Origin of the sequence: Kluyvera sp. CHPC 1.2972 (genome assembly GCF_036759925.1) — a bacterium.
Classification (GTDB): Bacteria; Pseudomonadota; Gammaproteobacteria; order Enterobacterales; family Enterobacteriaceae; genus Kluyvera.
This window is the reverse complement of sequence record NZ_JAPKIB010000001.1, coordinates 472,537-492,557: the sequence shown is the minus strand read 5'-3', so window position 1 is coordinate 492,557 and position 20,021 is coordinate 472,537. Positions and strand designations below refer to the sequence as shown.

The window sequence follows — 20,021 nt, the reverse complement described above, 5'->3', positions numbered from 1 at the left end:
ATCCATCCGGCCCGTTGGACGGGCCGGTATGTTGAAGGGCGTTAAAGCGCCACGGCGTGCGCTGTTTCACCCGGTTTAAAGGCTATCTCTCCAAGGCTAATGCAGGCCACCGGACAGACGTGTCCGCAGAGCAGACAGCCGACGCATTTTTCGGTATCGCAGTGCGGTGTGCGGGTCTCTTCATTCCACTCCATCGCCTGATGCCCGCCGTCGTAGCAGGAGATATAGCAGCGGCCGCAGCCGACGCATTTTTCCTGATTAATATGCGGGTAGACGATGTAGCTGCGGTCGAGCTCTTCGGCCGGCACGATGTTGTGATTGGCGAGACCAATCATCTCATCAAGCGAACTGAAGCCCTGATCGTTAAGGTAGTGGGAGAGGCCGCTTATCATATCTTCGACGATACGGTAACCGTACTGCATGATGCCGGTCGTGACCTGCAGCGTCGCTGCGCCCAGCAGTAAAAACTCGGCGGCGTCTTCCCAGGTTTCAATCCCGCCGATCCCGCTGATGGGGAAATCCTTCAGCTCGGGGTGCGTGCGCAGTTGCTGAATGAAGCGCAGCGCAATCGGCTTCACGGCTTTACCGGAGTACCCGGAGACGCTGGATTTGCCGTTGACCACCGGCATGCCGATTTTACGGTTTAGGTCGATATTGGTAATGGATTTAACGGTGTTGATGGTCGCAATGCCGTCGGCGCCACCGCGTTTGGCCGCCAGCGCCACTTCGCACATATCGCCGATGTTCGGCGTCATTTTAGCGAGCATCGGCAGAGAGGAGCCGCGCTTCACCGCCCGGCAGTATTTCTCGACCAGCTCCGGGCTTTGCCCGACGTCGCTGCCCATCGCGTGGGAGGTCATCTGCGGGCAGGAGAAGTTACACTCAATCATGTCGGCCCCGGCTTCCTCGACGAGCTTCGCCAGATCCTGCCATTGCTGCTCATTTTCGCCCATGATCGAAGCGATCAGCACCTTATCGGGATAATCCTGTTTGAGTTGGCGGATTGCCGCCAGGTTTTCCGCCAGCGGGTGCTCGGCAATCTGCTCCATATTCTTAAAGCCGATAAACCCGGTATCTTCTTTGGTCAGATGATCGAAGCGCGGAGAGACTTCGTTGGCAATGAAGAAGCCGATGGTTTTAAACACGATCCCGCCCCAGCCGCTGTCATAGGCCTTGGCGCACATGTCGTAGCAGTTGCCCACCGGCGAAGACGAGAGGCAGAACGGGTTAGGGAATTTAACGCCGCAGAAGGTGACCGACAGATCTTTGGTTAACATGTTCATGCCTCCTCTAAATAGTGATGAATGGCCTGAGCGGCTTCTTTCCCGGTCTTCACGGCGTAGACCACGGTTTTATCTCCCTTGACGATATCGCCCGCGGCGAACAGCGCAGGATCGCTGGTCTGGTAGTCGTGCGTTTCCACGACGTTGTGCTGTACCTTAATGCCCGCAAAGGCATTTAGCTCAGCGTGTTGACCCACCGCCAGATAAATACGCTCTGCCGTCAGCGTTAGCTCGCCGGGCAGGCGGACGTGCTGGAATGTGACTTTGTTGCCCGCCACGCTGACAGGCGTAAAGCCATCGATAATCGACACGCCCAGCGCCTGGGTGGTGGTGAACTCTTTATCGCTTGCCGGGAAGTCAGCCAGCTCTTCGCGCGCGACGCAGGTGACGGACGAGCAGCCGAGAATTTTCAGCGTGCTGGCCACGTCCATTGCCACGTCGCCGCCGCCGACAATCAGGGCGCTTTGCGGTACGGTGATGTTGCCGCCAGAGGTACGGGCGCGCTGGAGAAAATCGACGGCAATCTCGACCGGGCTTGCGTCGTTAAACAGTGGCAGCGTCGAGCCTTTGGACATCCCAACGGTCAGCAGTACGGCGCGGTAGTCGGCTTTTAGCTCGGCGAGGGTCGGGTTTTTGCCGACTTCACAGCCGCAGCGAATCGTCACGCCCATTTCGCTGATGCGCGCAATCTCAGCATCCAGCACCTTTTGCGGCAGGCGGAATTCAGGAATACCGTGACGCAGCCAGCCGCCCGGCTGAGCCGCTTTTTCGAAAAGGGTCACGTCATAGCCCAGATTGGTGAGGGTGACGCTGGCCTGTAATCCGGCAGGGCCTGCGCCAACAATCGCCACTTTGCCCTTATCCTTGCGGCCCGGCTGGTAAATCTGCATCGCCGTTTGCTGCTCAAAGTCGGTAATAAAACGCTGCAGGCGGCCGATATCAATCGGCATATCGATTCCCGAGCGGGAACAGCCCTGTTGGCACAGCTTTTCCGTTGGGCAGACACGCGCGCACACCGCCCCTAATGCATTATTTTCTCGAATGGTTTCGGCCGCGCCTTTAACGTTGCGGAAATAGAGTGAGCGAATGAACTTGCCTGGGTCGGTCTCCGCCGGGCAGGACTGGCTGCACGGCGCGTCGTGGCACAGCAGGCAGCGGGAGGCTTCTTTGATCGCCAATAGCGGCGTAAAGGCGGGAATCAGCTCATCCTGGTATTCGTGTTGCGACATAATTGCTCCCTTAATGATTAGTTTAATTAAGGCAAATAAAGTGAAACAACTACCGGCAGGCTAAGCGGATGAGGGGGAGGGTTCTGTGAAAGCATTCACAAATAACCTGATAATTGATGTGGTTTATTGGGAATCGCAAGAATACATAAGATGCAAATAGGAACAATTACCGCAATGAGAATCCATTAGAGCGATTTATCTGAAGCAGAGGTTTACTCCGATGAAAGCAGCGTCGTCAGTAGGCTTTTTGCGATCGGTATCAGACCTATCTGTAGACCGAGGGGTTTATAGATTCGATTGATCACCTCGACGGAGTAATTTCCTTTGTCGTTTTCAATATCTGACAGCGTTTTACGTGATACGGATACCAGTTCGGCGTAGGCGTCCTGTTTTAATCCCATGATGTGGATTCGAAACTGCTTTAGCGCGATGCCTTGTGAAATCTCACCCAGCAGTAGCTGCCTGATGAGGTTATTCATCACCGTTTTTCGTTCCTGAGTGGTGATTTTATCCGTCGTTGAGGAGACGCGCTTTTTTTCCACCAGCGGTTTCTGTCTGGTGACGTTATAAATCCCTGTCGTCTGATTTAAGTCGTTATTAGACTGACGTAAGCGTTCGACGGTGGCTTTAATCTCATCTTTTTTATTTTGCGCACTCATAGCAGCCCCCACCGTGTCAGTTTGTCTGTCATAAATTTAAAGCCAATCGACGGCATCAATAAAATGGCCTCCGGTACGCCGCGTGCCAGGAGCCTTTCCGGTAAGTCGACGAGCGAAGCTGCCGTTTCACGCAGTGCGCTCAGTAACTCTGGGGCAGGTACGAGATCGCTTAGCGTATCTGCAATCGCCGGAAAGTTGTACTGACCGCCTATTTCGAGCGGTGATGCCCATTTGGTCGAGCGGGGGATCCCTTCAGGGTCAGCTTTCATTGGTGCGAAGTCATAAATCGGTGCCAGGCGAATCTGATTTTCATCCCGCATAAATGCGGTGTTCCGTCCGTGGTTATCGCTATTGCCAAATACGATATTAAGTAAATCGCGTCGTACCCATTCAATGACAAACGGCTCTTTATGAAAGCGTTCGCCGCCAGCCAGGAGAGCTATGGTCGTCAAAGTAGAGGGCTACCGGGTGGTTGATAGAGGCCGCGCAATGGTTATCTGCATCCAGGTGCTCGATGGCATAATCTGAAAGGTAGTCTAATTCAGTCAGTCGCCAGTTGCCGTTATCGCTTTCGGGAAATGAGATTTCAGCGATATCAACCCATGCTTCGTTCAGCAGCGCCTGTAGCGTCAGTGATTCCATATGTCCCTCCCACTAATGCGTAAAATATGACACATAAAACGTGATAAAGGCAAGTTATGTACCTTATATCACGCGTTATTCACATTTTACGTTTTTAGTGACACATATATCACTCATCAACTTTAGCTGCGGATTTCTTCCTCTGCAATTCCAGCAGTTGCTCTGGCGTGACCGCCGGATAACCCTGAGCGCCTTCCGGCACTTCCTGCTGGGCAGGAATGGGGATCAGCGGGCCTAAGAAACGCGGCTCGCGCTTGAAGAGGTAGAGATCGGCCAGCGCGCCGAAGCGGGCGCCGAACTCGCGCAGGCGAACGCTCCACATATCTTTCGGTGACGGCACGGCGTAGCACTGCGCCTGAATACCCATATGCAGGGCGATAAACAGCGCGCGCTCGCAGTGGAAGCGCTGGGTGATGATGATGAAATCGTTGGTGTCGAAGACTTTGCGGGTACGCACGATGGAGTCGAGCGTGCGGAAACCAGCGTAGTCGAGCACGATATCGGCAGGATCGACGCCTGCTTTGATCAGATCGCGACGCATGGTCATCGGTTCGTTATAGCTTTGCAGCGCGTTATCGCCGCTCAGCAGCAGGTAGTTGACCTTACCGCTGTTGTAGGCGTTCAGCGCGCCCTGAATGCGGTAACGATAATACTGGTTGATAACCCCGGTGCGGTAATACTTGGCAGTGCCGAGCACCACGCCAACCTGGCGGTAGGGGAGATCCTGCAGTTCATCGTAGATATAGGGGGCGGTTTTCCAGCTCATCCAACGGTCAAGACCCAGCACGGTCAACAGCAGCAGGCCGCATAGGACTAACAGGCTGTATAACACACGCTTTAACATGAACTTGACTCAATAGTGGACGAGGGAGACATCAGGCTACTTTACCCGCCGGGCAAGAGCAAGAAACCATCGTTTAATTGCGGGGAAATTAACCGGTGTTTTGTCGCCCGGCTAAGCGAAGCGCCGCCGGGACGGGGTTCCGAGCCACCCCGGAGTCGGCGTGTTCACGCCTCGTCCGGGCTACATCGTTAACCTAACAGTACGCGATCGATATTGTGGCAGCCCAGCGCTTTCAGCGTGGCGGCGGTGGCATCCCACTGAATCAGCGGCGCATCGGCGCGTTCGGCCAGAATGGCACGCTGAATATCCGGGTAGTCGTAACCGTTCAGGCTCAGCAGGTTCAGGGCTCCCTGCAGCGGTGGCAGCGTTGGGTTAAACGCGGCATTTTCCGCATAGCTGCCGCTGAAAATGGTACCGTCACGCAGCTCCAGTGCCACGCCGGAAGGCGCTTTACTGTATGGGGTATGGCTGTGGTTAGCGGCCTGAATGGCAGCCTGCGCCAGCGCATCGCCCTCGAGCGGATAACCATGATCCTGCTCGTCCATCAGCAGGGTTTTGATATCGAGATCTTTTGGCCCGAACGCGTCCGGCAGGTAGTCTTGCAGCGTATGCGGCTGACGGCCCGGCAGGTTGATACGCAGCGCCAGCCCGCTGTTCAGTTCATTCATAAACTGACGACAGTGGCCGCACGGCGTGTAGTTAACGGTAATAGCCTGCAGGGATTTTTCGCCGCGCAGCCAGGCATGGCTGATGGCGCTCTGTTCTGCGTGCACGGTCTGCTGCATGGTGGCGCCAAGGAATTCCATGTTGCCGCCAAAGTACCAGGTACCGCTCACGCCGCGGGCGATAGCGCCCACGTTAAAGTGAGACAGGTCAGCACGGGCGCAGGCTGCTGCCAGCGGCAGAAGCGCAAAAGCGAGCGCGTCTTCGTCCAGCCCCGTCGCCGTTTTAAGCGAAGAGACCTGCTCGGCGCTCAGCAGAGCAGGGAAGTGCGGATCGGCTAGCAGGGGAGCGATAGCGGTCTGCAGATCTGCCGCCAGTTGCGAAAAAGCAGATTGAAAACGTGGATGCATGGCGTTGTGCCTCATAACAATGTAATGGGATCGTAGTGTACGGGGCGCAAGCGCCCCGATTAGTGATCAATATCTCATTGTTAATGCAACGTGTGTAACATCAATTAAAAATGTGTGATTTGTCTCGTTTTATCCCACTACCGACAGAATAATCGGGAACAGGAAGGGCGCAATCAGCGAGGTCATGATGCCGCAGATAACCAACGCCAGCGAACTAAACGCCCCTTCCTGGTAGTCCATCTCGGCGCAGCGCGCGGTACCCAGGGCGTGTGAAGCGGTGCCCATCGACAGCCCGCGCGAGGCTTTGGTGGTAATCCGCATCAGGTTCAGCAGGGTATGACCAAATACCGCCCCGAGAATACCCACGTAAATCACGCATACGGCGCTAATGGCTGGAATACCGCCGATGCTGCCGCTGACCGCCATCGCAATCGGCGTGGTCACCGATTTCGGCAGAATAGAGGCAGCGATTTGCGGGGAAGCCCCCATCATCAGCGCCACCGACGTCCCGGTGATCATCGCCACCGCGCTGCCGATAAAGCAGATAGTGATGATGGATTTCCAGCGGGCGCGGATCTGGTGCAGCTGTTCATACAGCGGAAAGGCCAGGGCGACCACCGCAGGCTGCAGCAGGTCGTTCAGCACCTCACTGCCTTTAAAGTAGTGGTCGTACGGAATACCGGTCAGCAGCAGGAACGGAATAATGACTACCATCGACACCAGCAGCGGGTTAAGCAGCGGCATCTTAAAGCGCGCGGCAAGCTTACGGGCGGCGAAAAAGACGACTAAGGTCAGCGGCAAAGACCACCAGATATAGTGCAGCATTATTTATCCGCTCCCTCACGACCTACCACTTTACGCTCACCGTGAACCAGGTGAGAGCTCCAGCTCACCACCACCAGCACTACCAGGGTACTGATGGTACAGGAGACGACCACCGGGCCGAACTGCGCGCTCAGCAGCGAGAAGTACTGCATCACGCCGACGCCAATTGGCACGAACAGCAGCGCCATATAGCGGATCAGGATGTAGCAGCCGGGGTTGACCCACTTCGCGGGCAGGATTTGCAGCGCCAGCAGCACAAACATAATAAGCATGCCGATAATGCTGCCGGGAATGGTAATCGGCAGCAGCGACGAAATAAAAATACCGGCATACAGACAGGCGTAAATCAGCACGAATGCACGCAGGTATTGCCAGATTAAATTCAGCGATTTGAGCATGGGATTCACCTTTGGTGGAATGTATTCATCATACAATTAAACCCTGAAATGTGCTACCGATCACATCATGAAATCTGAGCATACCTGATATAGATAACGCGAACATCAGGCATCTGCCCGGCGTTATCCCGCCATTTGTACCGGATGCGACAAATAGTGGAGAAACCGGCTTAGCGCAAGCGAAGGCGTGCTCGATTTGCGCCAGAATACGCCGACGCTGCCTTTCTGCTCAACCTTTGGTAGCGCCAGAATGGCGAGCTGGCCCTGGCTCTGGTATCGCTCCGCCAGACGCAGGGAAAGAATTGAGATCATATCGCTGCTTTGTAGCAGGTTGACGCTGACGTTCATCGACGCCGATTCAATGGTGTTTTCCGGCAGCATGACGCCATTTTCCACCAGGGCGTTGTCGATGCTTTGGCGAATCGGCGTGCCGTTTGGCCAGACGATCCAGCGCCATGACGCCAGGTCCTCCCACGACAGTCGGCTGCGGTGGGCTAGGGGATGATCGGTTCGCGCCACGAAACAGACTGGCTCGGTGTAGAGCACCTCATAGTTTAGCGGTAACTCCAGCGCCCGACCGCCGATGCGCCCAACCACCACGTCCACGACGCCGGATTGCAAATCATGCAGCAGCGGCGTCATCACCTTCTCTTCAATATTCAGATGCAGCGTCGGCATCTCGGCCAGCAGCGGAAAAATCGCCTGGGAGACGCAGTCGGTCGCCACCGGCGAGCAGCCGATTTTCAGACTCCCTACCAGGCCACCCTGCTTAAAACGCTCCATCTCAAACTGCGAACGTTCAATGTCGTTAATCAACCGCTGGGCGTGTTGCAGCAGCAGCTTACCGCCCTCCGACACGCGCAGCCCTTTGCTATGACGCTCAAAAAGCGTAATGCCCAGTTCCTCTTCAAACTGGGTTAACCATTTCGACAGCGCGGGCTGGGTGATGTGCATCATTTTAGCGACCTGAGTCAGGTTTCCCTGCTCGCCAAGTGCCACCAACATCTTCAGATGGTGGAGCTTCAGTTTCTGCGTCCAATCGGCCATGAGATATAACCTCCAGGTTATGGATAGGCATGAAATGCCATTGTACAACTCATTTCACATGTCACAAGATAGCAACATAAAAGCAAAAAAATAAACATCTTACTCTGAGCCGTTCTGGCGAAAGCGTGAACGGCGACGTGGATAACCTGCATATACCGAGGCCCTCCCTATGACGCAACGACGTGAACTACAGGCACTCATCGATGTCGCTCCGATCGGCAAGATGCAGTGGCGCGTCATCATCTGCTGTTTTCTGGTAGTGATGATGGACGGTTTTGATACCGCCGCGATTGGCTTTATTGCCCCGGCCATTTGCGACCACTGGCAGCTAACCGCAGGCGATCTGGCGCCGCTGTTTGGTGCAGGGCTGCTGGGGTTAACCGCAGGCGCCTTGCTGTGCGGCCCGCTCTCTGACCGGCTCGGGCGCAAGCGCGTTATCGAATGGTGCGTGGCGCTGTTCGGCCTTTTCAGCCTGTTGTCGGCGTTCTCACCGAATCTGGAAGCCTTAATCATCCTGCGCTTTTTAACCGGCCTCGGCCTTGGCGGCGCGATGCCCAATACCATCACCATGACCTCTGAATACCTGCCGGCCCGCCGTCGCGGCGCGCTGGTCACCCTGATGTTCTGCGGCTTTACCCTCGGCTCGGCGCTGGGCGGTATCGTCAGCGCGCAGCTGGTGGCGGTGATTGGCTGGCACGGCATTCTGGTGCTGGGCGGCGTCCTGCCTATCGTGCTGTTCTTCGCGCTGCTGGCGGTTCTGCCGGAATCCCCGCGCTGGCTGGTGCGTCGTCAGCGTCCGCAGGCGGAAATTCGCCGTACCGTCAGCGCCATGACCGGCGAGCGCTATGACGACGCCGAGTTCTGGCTTGATGAACCGGCGGCAACCCAGAAGGGCAGCATCAGCCAGTTGTTCGCCGGGCGTCAGCTCACCATCACGCTGATGCTGTGGGTGGTGTTCTTTATGAGCCTGCTGATCATCTATTTACTCTCCAGCTGGATGCCAACCCTGCTGAACCATCGCGGGATCGATCTCCAGCACGCCTCGTGGGTGACGGCGGCGTTCCAGGTGGGCGGTACGCTGGGGGCGCTGATGCTTGGCGTACTCATGGATAAATTCAACCCATTCTGGGTGCTGGCGGTGAGCTATGCGCTGGGGGCGGTGTGCATTGTGATGATTGGCCTGAGCGAAAACGGCCTGTGGATGATGGCGCTGGCGATTTTCGGCACTGGCATCGGCATCAGCGGATCGCAGGTTGGCCTGAATGCACTGACCGCCACGCTTTACCCGACCCAGAGCCGTGCCACTGGCGTGAGCTGGTCAAACGCTATTGGCCGCTGCGGCGCGATTGTCGGCTCCGTTTCCGGCGGCGTGATGATGGCGATGAACTTCTCATTCGACACCCTGTTCTTTGTGATTGCCGTACCGGCCGCCATTAGCGCCGTGGTGCTGACGCTCCTGACGCTGGTCGTACGCCAATCTTCCCTAGTACCCGAATCGTCGCCTGTGATGGGCGCGGTGAAAAGTTAAGGAGAATAATAATGACCTCGGACGTAAAACACGATCGCCAGCAGTTCTACCAGCATATTTCCGGGCAAAACCTGACGCCGCTGTGGGAATCGTTGCATCACCTGGTGCCAAAAACGCCGAACGCCAACTGTGCTCCGGCCTACTGGAACTACCAGGAAATTCGCCCGCTGCTGCTGGAAAGCGGCACGCTGATTGGCGCAAAAGAGGCGGTACGCCGCGTGCTGGTGCTGGAAAACCCCGGCCTGCGCGGTCACTCATCGATTACCTCGTCGCTGTACGCGGGCCTGCAGCTGATCATGCCGGGTGAGGTGGCGCCAAGCCATCGCCATAACCAGTCGGCGCTGCGCTTTGTGGTAGAAGGCCACGGCGCGTTTACCGCCGTTGACGGTGAACGCACCCAGATGAGTCCTGGTGACTTTATCCTCACCCCGCAATGGCGCTGGCACGACCACGGCAACCCGGGCGACGAGCCGGTTATCTGGCTCGACGGCCTCGACCTGCCGCTGGTGAACTACCTCGGTTGCGGCTTTGCCGAAGATTACCCGGAAGAACAGCAGCCGGTCACCCGTAAAGAGGGCGACTACCTGCCGCGCTACGCCGCCAACATGCTGCCGCTGCGCCATCAGGTGGGTAACTCATCGCCGATTTTCAACTACCGCTACGACCGCAGCCGTGAAGCGCTGCATGAGCTGATGCGCATGGGTGATGCCGATGAGTGGGATGGCTACAAGATGCGCTACGTCAACCCGGTGACCGGGGGCTACCCGATGCCGTCGATGGGCGCTTTCCTGCAGCTATTGCCGAAAGGTTTCCAGACGCGTCAGGCGCGTACCACCGACAGCACCATCTACCACGTGGTGGAAGGCAGCGGTGAGGTGACCATCGGCGAGCAGACCTTCAGCTTTAAAGCGAAAGATATTTTTGTCGTGCCAACCTGGCACAGCGTGTCCTTTAACACGCCAGAAGAGACCGTGCTATTCAGTTTTTCGGATAGGCCTGTCCAGGAAGCCCTGGGACTGTTCCGCGAAGCGCGCTATTAATCAGGAGAAGAAAGATGAGCAAATACGTATTTGAACCTCAGGCGCCGGTTGCCGTGCCGGTTGTTGGCAGCGATGAGCAGTTCCCGGTGCGCCGCGTGTACTGCGTGGGCCGTAACTATGCCGCCCACGCCCGTGAGATGGGCTTTGACCCGGATCGCGAACCGCCATTCTTCTTCTGCAAACCGGCGGATGCCGTGGTTCCCGTTGCCGCTGGCGAAACCCTGAACCTCGCCTACCCGGCGCAGACCGACAACTATCACTATGAAATCGAGCTGGTGGTCGCCATTGGTAAAAAAGGCAGCGATATCCCGCTGGAGAAAGCCGAAGAGTATATCTGGGGCTACGCCACCGGGCTGGACATGACCCGCCGCGACCGTCAGATGGAGATGCGTCAGATGGGCCGTCCGTGGGAAATCGGCAAAGCCTTTGATCTGTCCGCACCGATTGCGCCGCTGCATAAAGTGGCCGACGCGCCGTCCCTCGATAACGCGCCAATCTGGCTGCAGGTTGACGGCAAAGACCGCCAGCGCAGCGATATTCAGCACCTGATCTGGGATGTGAAAGAGACCATCAGCTACCTGTCTGGCTTCTTCGAACTGCAGCCGGGCGACCTGATCTTCACCGGCACGCCGGAAGGCGTTGGCGCGGTCGTGAAGGGCGAAACCATCACCGGTAATGTGGAAGGGTTAACGCCCATCGCGGTCAAAATTATTTGAGGTGAATGATGAAGCTGTACAGTTTTTTTAATAGTTCGGCCTCTTACCGCGTACGTATTGCGATGGCGCTGAAGGGCATTGACCACCAGACCGTCGGGGTCAACATCCGTATCGGCCAGCAGAATGCGCTGGAGTACCGACGCCTGAACCCGGTGGGATTAGTGCCTGCGCTGGTCACCGACGAGGGTGAATCGCTGGGGCAGTCGCTGGCGATTATTGACTGGCTGGACAGACATTTCCCGCAGACGCCGCTGCTTCCGGCGAACGATCCCCAGCGCATGCGCGTGCTGGAGGTGGTGTACGCCATCTGTTGCGACATCCACCCCATCAACAACATGCGCGTATTGCGCTACCTCAGCGATGAGCTGAAGGTGAGTGAAGAAGAGAAAAAACGCTGGTATGCACACTGGATCCAGCAGGGGCTAAGCGCGGTAGAACAGCTGCTGCGCCGCGGCCAATCAGGGGCATTTTGCTTCGGCGACACGCCGACGCTGGCCGACTGCTGCCTGGTGCCGCAGTGGGCGAACGCCGAGCGGATGGGCTGCGATTTAAGCGGTTTCCCACGCTGTAAAGCCGTGTTTGATGCGTGTACGGCGCTGCCGGCATTTATCGCGGCGGCCCCTGAAAACCAGCAGGATAAGATCCCGGCGTAGTGAGAACAGGAGAAGAATCATGGCTAAAGTAACGCGTGCAATCATTGTCGGCGGCGGTATTGGTGGCGCAGCCACCGCGCTGTCGCTGGCGCGTCAGGGCATCCAGGTGATGCTGCTGGAACAAGCGCACGAAATTGGCGAGATTGGCGCCGGGATCCAACTGGGGCCGAACGCCTTTTCCGCGCTCGACAGCCTCGGCGTGGGCGAGGTCGCCCGTCAGCGTGCGGTCTTTACCGACCACATCACTATGATGGATGCGGTCAACGGCGAAGAGGTGATTCACATCGAAACGGGGCAAGCGTTCCGTGACCACTTCGGCGGCCCCTATGCGGTTATCCACCGCGTCGATATTCATGCCACCGTCTGGGAAGCGGCGATGCAGCACCCGGGCGTGAAATACCGTACCTCCACCCACGTAGTGGACATTCGCCAGACCGCTGACGATGTCACCGTGTTTGACGATAAAGGTAACAGCTGGACGGCGGATATTCTGATTGGCTGCGACGGCGTGAAATCGGTGGTGCGCCAGAGCCTGCTCGGCGATACGCCGCGCGTGACCGGTCACGTGGTCTATCGCGCCGTGGTGGAACGTGACGATATGCCGGAAGACCTGCGCATCAATGCGCCGGTGTTATGGGCTGGCCCGCACTGTCACCTGGTGCACTATCCGCTGCGCGGTGGTAAGCAGTACAACCTGGTGGTGACCTTCCACAGCCGCGAAACCGAGCAGTGGGGCGTGCGCGACGGCAGTAAAGAAGAGGTGCTGTCGTACTTTAAAGGCATTCACCCACGTCCCCGCCAGATGCTGGATAAGCCCACCTCCTGGCGTCGCTGGTCCACCGCTGATCGCGAGCCGGTGGAGAAGTGGGGCAACGACCGGATCACGCTGGTGGGCGACTCCGCACACCCGGTCGCGCAGTATATGGCCCAGGGCGCCTGCATGGCGCTGGAAGATGCGGTGACGCTTGGTAAGGCGCTGACCCAGTGCGACGGCGATGCCGCCAGCGCGTTTGCGCTGTACGAGTCGGTGCGTATTCCGCGCACCGCGCGTATCGTCTGGTCTACCCGCGAAATGGGGCGTCTGTACCATGCGGCTGGGGTAGAGCGTCAGGTGCGTAACCTGCTGTGGAAAGGCAAAACCCAGGAAGAGTTCTATCGCGGCATAGAGTGGCTGTACGGCTGGAAAGAAGATAACTGTCTGCAACCGCGGTAATCGCGGTTTCCCCGGGGTCGCTTGCGCTAGCCCGGGCTACATTGGAACGTGTAGCCCGGCCAAGCAAAGCGCCGCCGGGAATATCACCACACTACCCCACCAGCGCCTTATCTTTGGCTAACATAAACGGCCGCAGATACCCCACGGCGTTAGACAGCGGCAACACGTCATCGCTCAACGCAATATTCAAGGTCTCGCGAATATACGCCCGTCGCGCCTCGATGCGCGCCCACAGCGCCGGATACGCCTGCGCTATCTGCTGGCGCAACGTCGCGTCGGCCAGGGCAATGCTCTCTTCCGCGCTGGTTCCCGTATACCCTGGTACCGACGGAATAATATCAATCTGCATCACCATGCCGCTTTTCAGCGTCTCGCTTGAGCCTGAATAGACCGGTGATGACATCCACTCTTCATCCGCGCTCAGGTGCCCTGGGTTAAGGTGCCAGCCGTACTGCGCTTTTGGCAGCACGCGCTCGACTAAATCATAAAGCTCACCGCCCGGCATCCCGATTTTAATCTTCTCAAGCCACGTCGCCATCGCGCCGAAATAGGGCTTCACCACTCGGTCCAGATAATCACGCTGGTTCTCCGGCAGCTCGCTCTCCTCGGCAATCACAAACCCGGTACGGCTGGAGAGCCCGCCCTTAAACCCAGTGGTCATCGACAGCGGCTGACCGCGCTCGACCTTTTTCCATGAAGGGTAGAGGTTGGCTTTCTCAAAACGCTGGCCCGTTGCAGCGATGGTGACAACAGACGGTGCCTGCCCTTCGGCGGCGAGCAGCGCCCCCAGCTCTACTTCGCGAATGCCCGGTTCAACGGCATCCAGCGCCGCCAGCATGCAGCGAGAGGCGAGGTTGGCGCCGTATTCGTAATGGGCAATTTCGTTGGCGTTATTCACCGTTCTCACCCCTTTATCACCGCGAATAAACAGATGCGCCGCGTTGATCAAATCGGCATGGGTGCTCTGTTTTATCGCCTCGACGATAAACCACGGCAGGTCGAACAGCTTTGCGTTATCGCTCCCGGCGGTGGTAAACATCTTCCAGCCGACCAGCCCCACTTTAGACATCGCGCTCAGCCCGGTTTCGCTGAACAGCTGTGCCAGCGGCTTTTCGTTATCCATCGGCTGATTGGGTAGCGAGAACAGCGGGCAATGTTTTAACGTCACCGGAATGCGCGAATGCGCTGCCATCTTCAGGTTTTCATTGCCGAGAATGGCGGTGGCGTGCCCGGACTTATGCAGCACCAGCAGGCCCTCTTCAAAGCGCGGAATAAACCCGGTCAGGTACTCAAAATTACCGCCGTGCTCTTTATCGGCGTAAATCACCAGCGCATCAAAGCGCTCTTCCTGCATCCGCGCGAGCAGCGTCGTTTTACGTTCGAGCAGGGTGGCATCGGTCAGCGTGACCGGTGGCACATCGCTGAATCCGCACGGCGGCTGGATGGCTTTAAGCGTAATATCCCTTGAATTCATCATTCACCTCCTGGTGTGTTGACTGGCAGTGGAAAGCGGCATACTAAGACGTTACCATAGCGCCTCTTTTTTTTCCGGATAACGATATGCGTGTTTTATTGGCACCGATGGAAGGTGTGCTCGACTCCTTAGTGCGCGAGCTGCTGACCGAAGTGAATGATTACGATCTGTGCATCACCGAATTTCTGCGCGTGGTGGATCAGCTATTGCCGGAAAAATCGTTCTACAAGCTATGTCCCGAGCTGCATAACCAAAGTCGCACACCTTCCGGTACCCGCGTGCGTATTCAGCTATTAGGTCAATACCCCGAGTGGCTGGCGGAGAACGCCGCCCGCGCGGTGGAGTTAGGCTCCTGGGGCGTAGACCTCAACTGCGGCTGCCCGTCGAAAACGGTAAACGGTAGCGGCGGTGGGGCGACATTGCTGAAAGACCCCGAGCTTATCTACCAGGGCGCAAAAGCGATGCGCGAAGCGGTGCCCGCGCATCTGCCGGTGACGGTAAAAGTGCGTCTGGGCTGGGATAGCGGGGCGCGACAGTTTGAAATTGCCGATGCGGTGCAGCAGGCGGGCGCTACCGAACTCGCCGTCCACGGGCGCACCAAAGAGGATGGCTACAAGGCCGAGCGCATCAACTGGCAGGCGATCGCCGAGATTCGCCAGCGGCTCACTATTCCGGTTATCGCCAACGGTGAAATCTGGGACTACGACAGCGCGCAGGCGTGTATGGCCGTCACCGGCTGCGATGCGGTGATGATTGGCCGCGGCGCACTGAACGTGCCGAACCTCAGCCGGGTGATCAAATACAACGAGCCTCGCCTGCCGTGGCCGCAGGTGGTGGATCTGCTCAAAAAATATGTTCTCCTGGAAAAACAGGGAGATACCGGGCTGTATCATGTGGCGCGTATTAAGCAGTGGCTTGGCTACCTGCGTAAAGAGTATGACGAGGCTAGCGAACTGTTTAGCGCCGTGCGCGCGCTGCAGGAGTCGAAGCTGATTGCGCGGGCGATTACCGACTGGCGCGTATAAAGTATCCGATCTCCATCACAGTTTTCTCTTTGCTTCATTGAGCTTCACGGCGTGAAAGTGAAATACTCCTGAACGATTGTTACTGCTTCGGCAGGCAAAACCTGATTATCTGGCTCCTGTCAGAAGTCAGGTTTTTTTGTTTCTGGGGTTCATAAATGCAAATCGCCAAAGTGCTTAATAATAATGTGGTGGTGGTTCTGGATGAACACCGGCGTGAGCAGGTTGTGATGGGGCGAGGGCTAGCCTTTCAGAAACGCGTCGGCGACTCACTGGATGAGACGAAAATCGAGAAAATTTTTGCCCTGCAAAGCGATGAGCTGGTAGGGCGTTTAGGTGAATTACTCAGTCAGATCCCGCTTGAGGTGATGACCACCTGCGACCGGATTATCGAACGGGCGCGCGAGCGGCTCGGCAGGCTGCAGGAGAGCGTTTACATCACCCTGACCGACCACTGCCACTTCGCCATTGAGCGGCAGAAAAAGGGCGTAGCGCTGCGCAACGTGCTGTTGTGGGATATAAAGCGGCTCTACCCGAAAGAGTTTGCGCTGGGACAAGAGGCGCGAGCGCTGATTGAAAAGCGGCTCGGCGTGGCGCTGGCGGAGGATGAAGCCGGGTTTATCGCCCTGCATCTGGTCACGGCGCAGCTCAACAGCGAAATGCCGGAAGTGATGCACGTCACCCGGGTGATGCAGGAAATTTTGCAGCTGGTGAAGTATCAGCTGCGTCTGGAGTACAACGAAGAGTCGTTAAGCTATCAGCGCTTCGTGACCCACCTGAAATTTTTTGCCCAGCGAATGCTGACGCGAACGGTGGTGGAAGACGATGACGCCGAACTGCATAGCGCGGTGAAGGACAACTACGCCAAAGCGTGGAAGTGTGCGGAAACCGTCGGTTTGCATCTGCAAAACAGCTATCAGCGGCCGTTGACGACGGAAGAGATTATGTTTCTCGCCATTCATATTGAACGGGTGAGAAAAGAGGGGAAATAACCCCAAACCACAATGGGATTGTTACTGCATTATGCAGGCAAAACCCGAGCGCGGTGCCATCTGGCGTCGTTCTCGGGTTTTTTTGTTTTTATACTCGGTCAAGGAATTCAGTATGAAATATCAGGAACTTGCGCAGGATATTCTCCGCCACGTGGGGGGTAAAGAGAATATGGTGAGTCTGGTTCACTGCGCTACCCGGCTGCGTTTTAAGCTTAAAGACAGCAGCAAAGCTGACGCCGAGGCGCTGAAGGCGAACCCCGGCGTGATTATGGTGGTTGAGAGCGGCGGACAGTTTCAGGTGGTGATTGGTAATCACGTCCACGATGTCTGGCTGGCGGTACGCGAGGCGGCGGGCATTACCGACGATAGCGAACCGGTCGCGGTCAAAGGCGAAAAAACCTCCGTGCTGGGCCAGGTTATCGACGTGGTGTCCGGTATTTTTGCGCCGTTTATCGGCGTGATGGCGGCCACCGGTCTGTTGAAAGGGTTGCTGGCGCTGGCGGTGGTGTGCGGCTGGCTGAACACCGAACAGGCGACCTACAAAATCTGGTTTGCGGCCAGCGACGCGCTGTTCTTCTTCTTCCCGCTGTTCCTCGGCTACACCGCCGGGAAAAAGTTTGGCGGTAACCCGTTTATTACGATGGTGATCGGCGGCGCGCTGACCCACCCGCTGATGATTCAGGCCTTTGAGGCCGGGCAATTGCCGGGCGCCACGGCGGAGTATTTCCTGGGCATCCCCGTCACCTTTATTAACTACAGCTCCTCGGTTATCCCGATTATCCTCGCCTCGTGGGTGTGCTGCTGGATTGAGCGGCGCAGCAACGCGCTGCTGCCGTCGGCGATGAAGAACTTTTTCACCCCGGCTATCTGCCTTGCCATCGTGGTGCCGCTGACGTTTCTGGTTATCGGACCAATCGCTACCTGGCTTAGCGTGATGCTGGCGAACGGCTACCAGGCGGTTTACGTCGTTGCGCCGTGGCTGGCGGGGGCCGCACTGGGCGGGCTGTGGCAGGTCTGCGTTATCTTCGGCCTGCACTGGGGGCTGGTACCGCTGATGATCAATAACCTGAACGTGCTGGGCCACGACTCGATGTTGCCGATTATTCTACCGGCGGTGCTGGCGCAGGTGGGGGCGGTGCTGGGGATTTTCCTCGCCACTCGTGATGCGCGCCAGAAAGTGCTGGCAGGCTCTGCGTTTTCTGCCGGACTTTTTGGTATTACCGAACCGGCAATTTACGGTCTGACTTTGCCGCTGCGTCGTCCGTTCATCTTTGGCTGCGTCTCAGGTGCCCTCGGTGGCGCGATTACCGCCTTCAGCAACAGCGCGACCTACTCTTTTGGCCTGCCGAATATCTTCTTCCCGGCGCAGATGATCCCGGCAAGCGGCATTGACGCCAGCGTATGGGGCGGGCTTATTGGTACGGCGGTGGCCTTTATCCTCTCCGGCTCGCTGACCTACTTCTTCGGGATGCCGCGCAAAGCCGCAGAGGCCACAGTGGTGGCAAAAGCCGCGGAAAACGACGTGCTGGCACCGATGACCGGCAGCGTGCTGGCGCTGGAAAATGTTCCGGATACCACCTTCGCCAGCGGCCTGCTGGGTAAAGGCGTGGCGATGATTCCGGCGGAAGGCAAAGTGATTGCCCCCTTTAACGGCGAAGTCGCCTCGATTTTTCAAACCAAACATGCCATCGGTCTTGAGAGCGACAGCGGCATTGAACTGTTGATCCACGTCGGCATTGATACCGTCAAGCTGGACGGCGCGCCGTTTACCGCCCATGTGAAAGAGGGCGACAAGGTGCGGGCGGGCGATCTGCTGCTCACCTTCGACCGTCAGGCCATTCTGGACGCCGGTTACGACCTGGCGACGCCCATTATTATCAGCAACAGCGACGAGTACCCGGAAGTGGAAATCGTTGCCGCCAGCGCGGTCAGCGCCGGGCAGCCGCTGTTGACCATTACGCATTAATCACAGGAGAGAGAGATGAAAGCATTCCCGCAGACGTTTTATTGGGGCGGCGCGACCGCTGCAAACCAGGTTGAAGGTGCCTTTCTTGAGGATGGCAAAGGGTTATCCACCTCCGACGTGCAGCCGCACGGCGTTTTTGGTGACGTCGTTGAGCGTGTGCCGGGGGACACCGGCTTAAAAGATATCGCCATCGACTTCTATCACCGTTACCCGGACGATATCGCGCTGTTTGCTGAGATGGGCTTTAACTGCCTGCGCGTGTCGATTGCCTGGACGCGTATCTTCCCGAACGGTGATGACGCCGAGCCAAACGAGGCTGGCCTGGCCTTTTACGACACGCTGTTTGACGAGATGGCTAAACATCACATTACGCCGCTGGTGACGCTCTCCCACTATGAAATGCCGTGGGCGCTGGTGAAAAATTACGGCGGCTGGGGCAACCGCAAGGTGATTGGCTTCTTCGAGCGTTATGCTCGTACGGTGTTCGAACGTTACAAAGGCAAGGTTAAACTGTGGCTGACCTTCAACGAAATCAACATGTCGCTGCACGCGCCGATGACTGGCGTAGGCCTGCCGAGTGATAGCAGCAAAGCGGAGGTGTATCAGGCCATTCACCATCAGCTGGTGGCGAGCGCGCTGGCGGTGAAAGCCTGCCATGAAATCGTGCCGGAGGGGAAAATTGGTAACATGCTGCTGGGCGGCCTGATGTACCCGCTAAGCTGCAAGCCGGATGATGTGTTCAAAACCCTGCAGGAGAACCGCGGCTGGCAGTTCTTCGGCGACGTGCAGGCGCGCGGGGCGTATCCGGGCTATATGCTGCGCTATTTCCGCGATAACGGTTTTGCGCTGGAGATTACCGACGCCGACCGTGACGCGCTGAAATCGACCATCGATTTTATCTCGTTTAGCTACTACATGACCGGCTGTGTGACCGCCGACGACGCGCTGAACCAGAAAGCGCGCGGCAATATCCTCAACATGGTGCCGAATCCGCACCTGGAAAGCTCGGAGTGGGGCTGGCAGATTGACCCGCTGGGGCTGCGCACGCTGCTGAACGTGCTGTGGGATCGCTACCAGAAGCCGCTGTTTATTGTTGAAAACGGCCTCGGCGCGAAGGATAAAGTGGAAGCTGACGGCAGCATCAACGATGACTACCGTATCAGCTACCTGAATGACCATCTGGTGCAGGCGCGGGAAGCGATTGAGGACGGCGTTGAGCTGATGGGCTTCACCAGTTGGGGGCCGATTGACCTGGTCAGCGCCTCGAAAGCGGAACTCTCTAAGCGCTACGGGTTTATCTATGTGGATCGCCACGACGATGGCACCGGTACGCTGGCGCGCAGCAAGAAGAAGAGCTTCGACTGGTATAAAGAGGTGATTGCGACCAACGGCGCGAGTTTGAAAGCGTAAGCGTCGG

20 protein-coding genes are annotated in these 20,021 nt (G+C 57.4%); 9 read left to right on the top strand and 11 right to left on the bottom strand.

What is annotated here, in order from left to right:
• Positions 1-41: 41 nt before the first annotated feature.
• From preA to V6944_RS02385, 10 genes are all read right to left on the bottom strand, one after another.
• Complete coding sequence (preA, locus tag V6944_RS02430; RefSeq protein WP_333497747.1) at positions 42-1,277, bottom strand: NAD-dependent dihydropyrimidine dehydrogenase subunit PreA; 1,236 nt, start codon at positions 1,275-1,277, stop codon at positions 42-44.
• A gap of 2 nt (positions 1,278-1,279) precedes the next feature.
• Positions 1,280-2,512 carry an NAD(P)-dependent oxidoreductase gene (locus V6944_RS02425; protein ID WP_333497746.1) on the bottom strand — a complete coding sequence of 411 codons (1,233 nt, stop codon included), beginning with the start codon at positions 2,510-2,512 and terminating at the stop codon, positions 1,280-1,282.
• A 212-nt stretch (positions 2,513-2,724) separates the two neighbouring features.
• Positions 2,725-3,171, bottom strand: a complete 447-nt coding sequence (locus tag V6944_RS02420; protein WP_333497745.1) for a helix-turn-helix transcriptional regulator — start codon at positions 3,169-3,171, stop codon at positions 2,725-2,727.
• The gene (locus tag V6944_RS02415; protein ID WP_333497744.1) at positions 3,168-3,623 is read right to left on the bottom strand and encodes a HipA domain-containing protein; all 456 of its coding nucleotides are present in this window, start codon (positions 3,621-3,623) and stop codon (positions 3,168-3,170) included. Before V6944_RS02415 ends, V6944_RS02420 begins: the two co-directional genes overlap by 4 nt.
• The gene (locus V6944_RS02410; protein ID WP_333497743.1) at positions 3,580-3,813 is read right to left on the bottom strand and encodes a hypothetical protein; all 234 of its coding nucleotides are present in this window, start codon (positions 3,811-3,813) and stop codon (positions 3,580-3,582) included. Before V6944_RS02410 ends, V6944_RS02415 begins: the two co-directional genes overlap by 44 nt.
• A 109-nt stretch (positions 3,814-3,922) precedes the next feature.
• Positions 3,923-4,657 (bottom strand): outer membrane permeability protein SanA, encoded by a 735-nt coding sequence (sanA, locus tag V6944_RS02405; protein ID WP_333497742.1) that lies wholly within the window; start codon positions 4,655-4,657, stop codon positions 3,923-3,925.
• A 188-nt stretch (positions 4,658-4,845) separates the two neighbouring features.
• A complete protein-coding gene (gene cdd, locus V6944_RS02400) occupies positions 4,846-5,730 on the bottom strand; it encodes a cytidine deaminase (protein ID WP_185666917.1) in 885 nt (294 codons plus the stop codon).
• A gap of 129 nt (positions 5,731-5,859) precedes the next feature.
• The gene (locus V6944_RS02395; protein ID WP_333497741.1) at positions 5,860-6,555 is read right to left on the bottom strand and encodes a CidB/LrgB family autolysis modulator; all 696 of its coding nucleotides are present in this window, start codon (positions 6,553-6,555) and stop codon (positions 5,860-5,862) included.
• Positions 6,555-6,953: a CidA/LrgA family protein gene (locus tag V6944_RS02390; RefSeq protein WP_333497740.1), complete on the bottom strand. Its 399-nt coding sequence runs from the start codon at positions 6,951-6,953 to the stop codon at positions 6,555-6,557. Before V6944_RS02390 ends, V6944_RS02395 begins: the two co-directional genes overlap by 1 nt.
• 123 nt (positions 6,954-7,076) lie before the next feature.
• Positions 7,077-8,000: a LysR substrate-binding domain-containing protein gene (locus V6944_RS02385; RefSeq protein ID WP_333497739.1), complete on the bottom strand. Its 924-nt coding sequence runs from the start codon at positions 7,998-8,000 to the stop codon at positions 7,077-7,079.
• 169 nt (positions 8,001-8,169) lie between these two features.
• Here V6944_RS02385 and mhbT point away from each other — a divergent pair, with 169 nt between their 5' ends.
• From mhbT to V6944_RS02360, 5 genes are read left to right on the top strand one after another with little or no spacing between them, the layout of a single operon-like run.
• Complete coding sequence (gene mhbT, locus V6944_RS02380; protein WP_333497738.1) at positions 8,170-9,528, top strand: 3-hydroxybenzoate transporter MhbT; 1,359 nt, start codon at positions 8,170-8,172, stop codon at positions 9,526-9,528.
• Positions 9,529-9,539: 11 nt separating this feature from the next.
• The gene (gene gtdA / locus V6944_RS02375; RefSeq protein WP_185666922.1) at positions 9,540-10,568 is read left to right on the top strand and encodes a gentisate 1,2-dioxygenase; all 1,029 of its coding nucleotides are present in this window, start codon (positions 9,540-9,542) and stop codon (positions 10,566-10,568) included.
• A gap of 14 nt (positions 10,569-10,582) precedes the next feature.
• On the top strand, positions 10,583-11,284 hold the full coding sequence (locus V6944_RS02370) for a fumarylacetoacetate hydrolase family protein (protein WP_333497737.1): 702 nt from the start codon (positions 10,583-10,585) through the stop codon (positions 11,282-11,284).
• Between the two features lie 8 nt (positions 11,285-11,292).
• Complete coding sequence (gene maiA, locus V6944_RS02365; RefSeq protein WP_185666924.1) at positions 11,293-11,937, top strand: maleylacetoacetate isomerase; 645 nt, start codon at positions 11,293-11,295, stop codon at positions 11,935-11,937.
• A gap of 19 nt (positions 11,938-11,956) precedes the next feature.
• The gene (locus tag V6944_RS02360; protein WP_333494524.1) at positions 11,957-13,150 is read left to right on the top strand and encodes a 3-hydroxybenzoate 6-monooxygenase; all 1,194 of its coding nucleotides are present in this window, start codon (positions 11,957-11,959) and stop codon (positions 13,148-13,150) included.
• A gap of 91 nt (positions 13,151-13,241) precedes the next feature.
• Here V6944_RS02360 and V6944_RS02355 read toward each other — a convergent pair whose 3' ends face one another.
• Positions 13,242-14,624 (bottom strand): M24 family metallopeptidase, encoded by a 1,383-nt coding sequence (locus V6944_RS02355; protein ID WP_333497917.1) that lies wholly within the window; start codon positions 14,622-14,624, stop codon positions 13,242-13,244.
• A gap of 86 nt (positions 14,625-14,710) precedes the next feature.
• Between V6944_RS02355 and dusC the strand changes: the two genes are divergently transcribed.
• From dusC to V6944_RS02335, 4 genes are all read left to right on the top strand, one after another.
• A complete protein-coding gene (gene dusC, locus V6944_RS02350) occupies positions 14,711-15,649 on the top strand; it encodes a tRNA dihydrouridine(16) synthase DusC (RefSeq protein WP_333497736.1) in 939 nt (312 codons plus the stop codon).
• A gap of 155 nt (positions 15,650-15,804) precedes the next feature.
• The gene (bglG, locus tag V6944_RS02345) at positions 15,805-16,638 is read left to right on the top strand and encodes a transcriptional antiterminator BglG (protein WP_333497735.1); all 834 of its coding nucleotides are present in this window, start codon (positions 15,805-15,807) and stop codon (positions 16,636-16,638) included.
• Positions 16,639-16,666: 28 nt separating this feature from the next.
• Entirely contained in the window at positions 16,667-18,604 is a 1,938-nt protein-coding gene (gene bglF, locus V6944_RS02340) for a PTS beta-glucoside transporter subunit IIABC (RefSeq protein WP_333497916.1), read from the top strand.
• A 15-nt stretch (positions 18,605-18,619) separates the two neighbouring features.
• Positions 18,620-20,014, top strand: a complete 1,395-nt coding sequence (locus V6944_RS02335; RefSeq protein WP_333497734.1) for a glycoside hydrolase family 1 protein — start codon at positions 18,620-18,622, stop codon at positions 20,012-20,014.
• The last annotated feature ends 7 nt before the right edge of the window (positions 20,015-20,021 follow it).

Excerpts from the sequence above, each read along its gene's own strand:
- preA (WP_333497747.1), bottom strand. The coding sequence starts at position 1,277 with ATGTTAACCAAAGATCTGTCGGTCACCTTCTGCGGCGTTAAATTCCCT.
- V6944_RS02425 (WP_333497746.1), bottom strand. The coding sequence starts at position 2,512 with ATGTCGCAACACGAATACCAGGATGAGCTGATTCCCGCCTTTACGCCG.
- V6944_RS02420 (WP_333497745.1), bottom strand. The coding sequence starts at position 3,171 with ATGAGTGCGCAAAATAAAAAAGATGAGATTAAAGCCACCGTCGAACGC.
- V6944_RS02410 (WP_333497743.1), bottom strand. The coding sequence starts at position 3,813 with ATGGAATCACTGACGCTACAGGCGCTGCTGAACGAAGCATGGGTTGAT.
- sanA (WP_333497742.1), bottom strand. The coding sequence starts at position 4,657 with ATGTTAAAGCGTGTGTTATACAGCCTGTTAGTCCTATGCGGCCTGCTG.
- cdd (WP_185666917.1), bottom strand. The coding sequence starts at position 5,730 with ATGCATCCACGTTTTCAATCTGCTTTTTCGCAACTGGCGGCAGATCTG.
- V6944_RS02395 (WP_333497741.1), bottom strand. The coding sequence starts at position 6,555 with ATGCTGCACTATATCTGGTGGTCTTTGCCGCTGACCTTAGTCGTCTTT.
- V6944_RS02390 (WP_333497740.1), bottom strand. The coding sequence starts at position 6,953 with ATGCTCAAATCGCTGAATTTAATCTGGCAATACCTGCGTGCATTCGTG.
- V6944_RS02385 (WP_333497739.1), bottom strand. The coding sequence starts at position 8,000 with ATGGCCGATTGGACGCAGAAACTGAAGCTCCACCATCTGAAGATGTTG.
- mhbT (WP_333497738.1), top strand. The coding sequence starts at position 8,170 with ATGACGCAACGACGTGAACTACAGGCACTCATCGATGTCGCTCCGATC.
- gtdA (WP_185666922.1), top strand. The coding sequence starts at position 9,540 with ATGACCTCGGACGTAAAACACGATCGCCAGCAGTTCTACCAGCATATT.
- V6944_RS02370 (WP_333497737.1), top strand. The coding sequence starts at position 10,583 with ATGAGCAAATACGTATTTGAACCTCAGGCGCCGGTTGCCGTGCCGGTT.
- maiA (WP_185666924.1), top strand. The coding sequence starts at position 11,293 with ATGAAGCTGTACAGTTTTTTTAATAGTTCGGCCTCTTACCGCGTACGT.
- V6944_RS02360 (WP_333494524.1), top strand. The coding sequence starts at position 11,957 with ATGGCTAAAGTAACGCGTGCAATCATTGTCGGCGGCGGTATTGGTGGC.
- V6944_RS02355 (WP_333497917.1), bottom strand. The coding sequence starts at position 14,624 with ATGAATTCAAGGGATATTACGCTTAAAGCCATCCAGCCGCCGTGCGGA.
- dusC (WP_333497736.1), top strand. The coding sequence starts at position 14,711 with ATGCGTGTTTTATTGGCACCGATGGAAGGTGTGCTCGACTCCTTAGTG.
- bglG (WP_333497735.1), top strand. The coding sequence starts at position 15,805 with ATGCAAATCGCCAAAGTGCTTAATAATAATGTGGTGGTGGTTCTGGAT.
- V6944_RS02335 (WP_333497734.1), top strand. The coding sequence starts at position 18,620 with ATGAAAGCATTCCCGCAGACGTTTTATTGGGGCGGCGCGACCGCTGCA.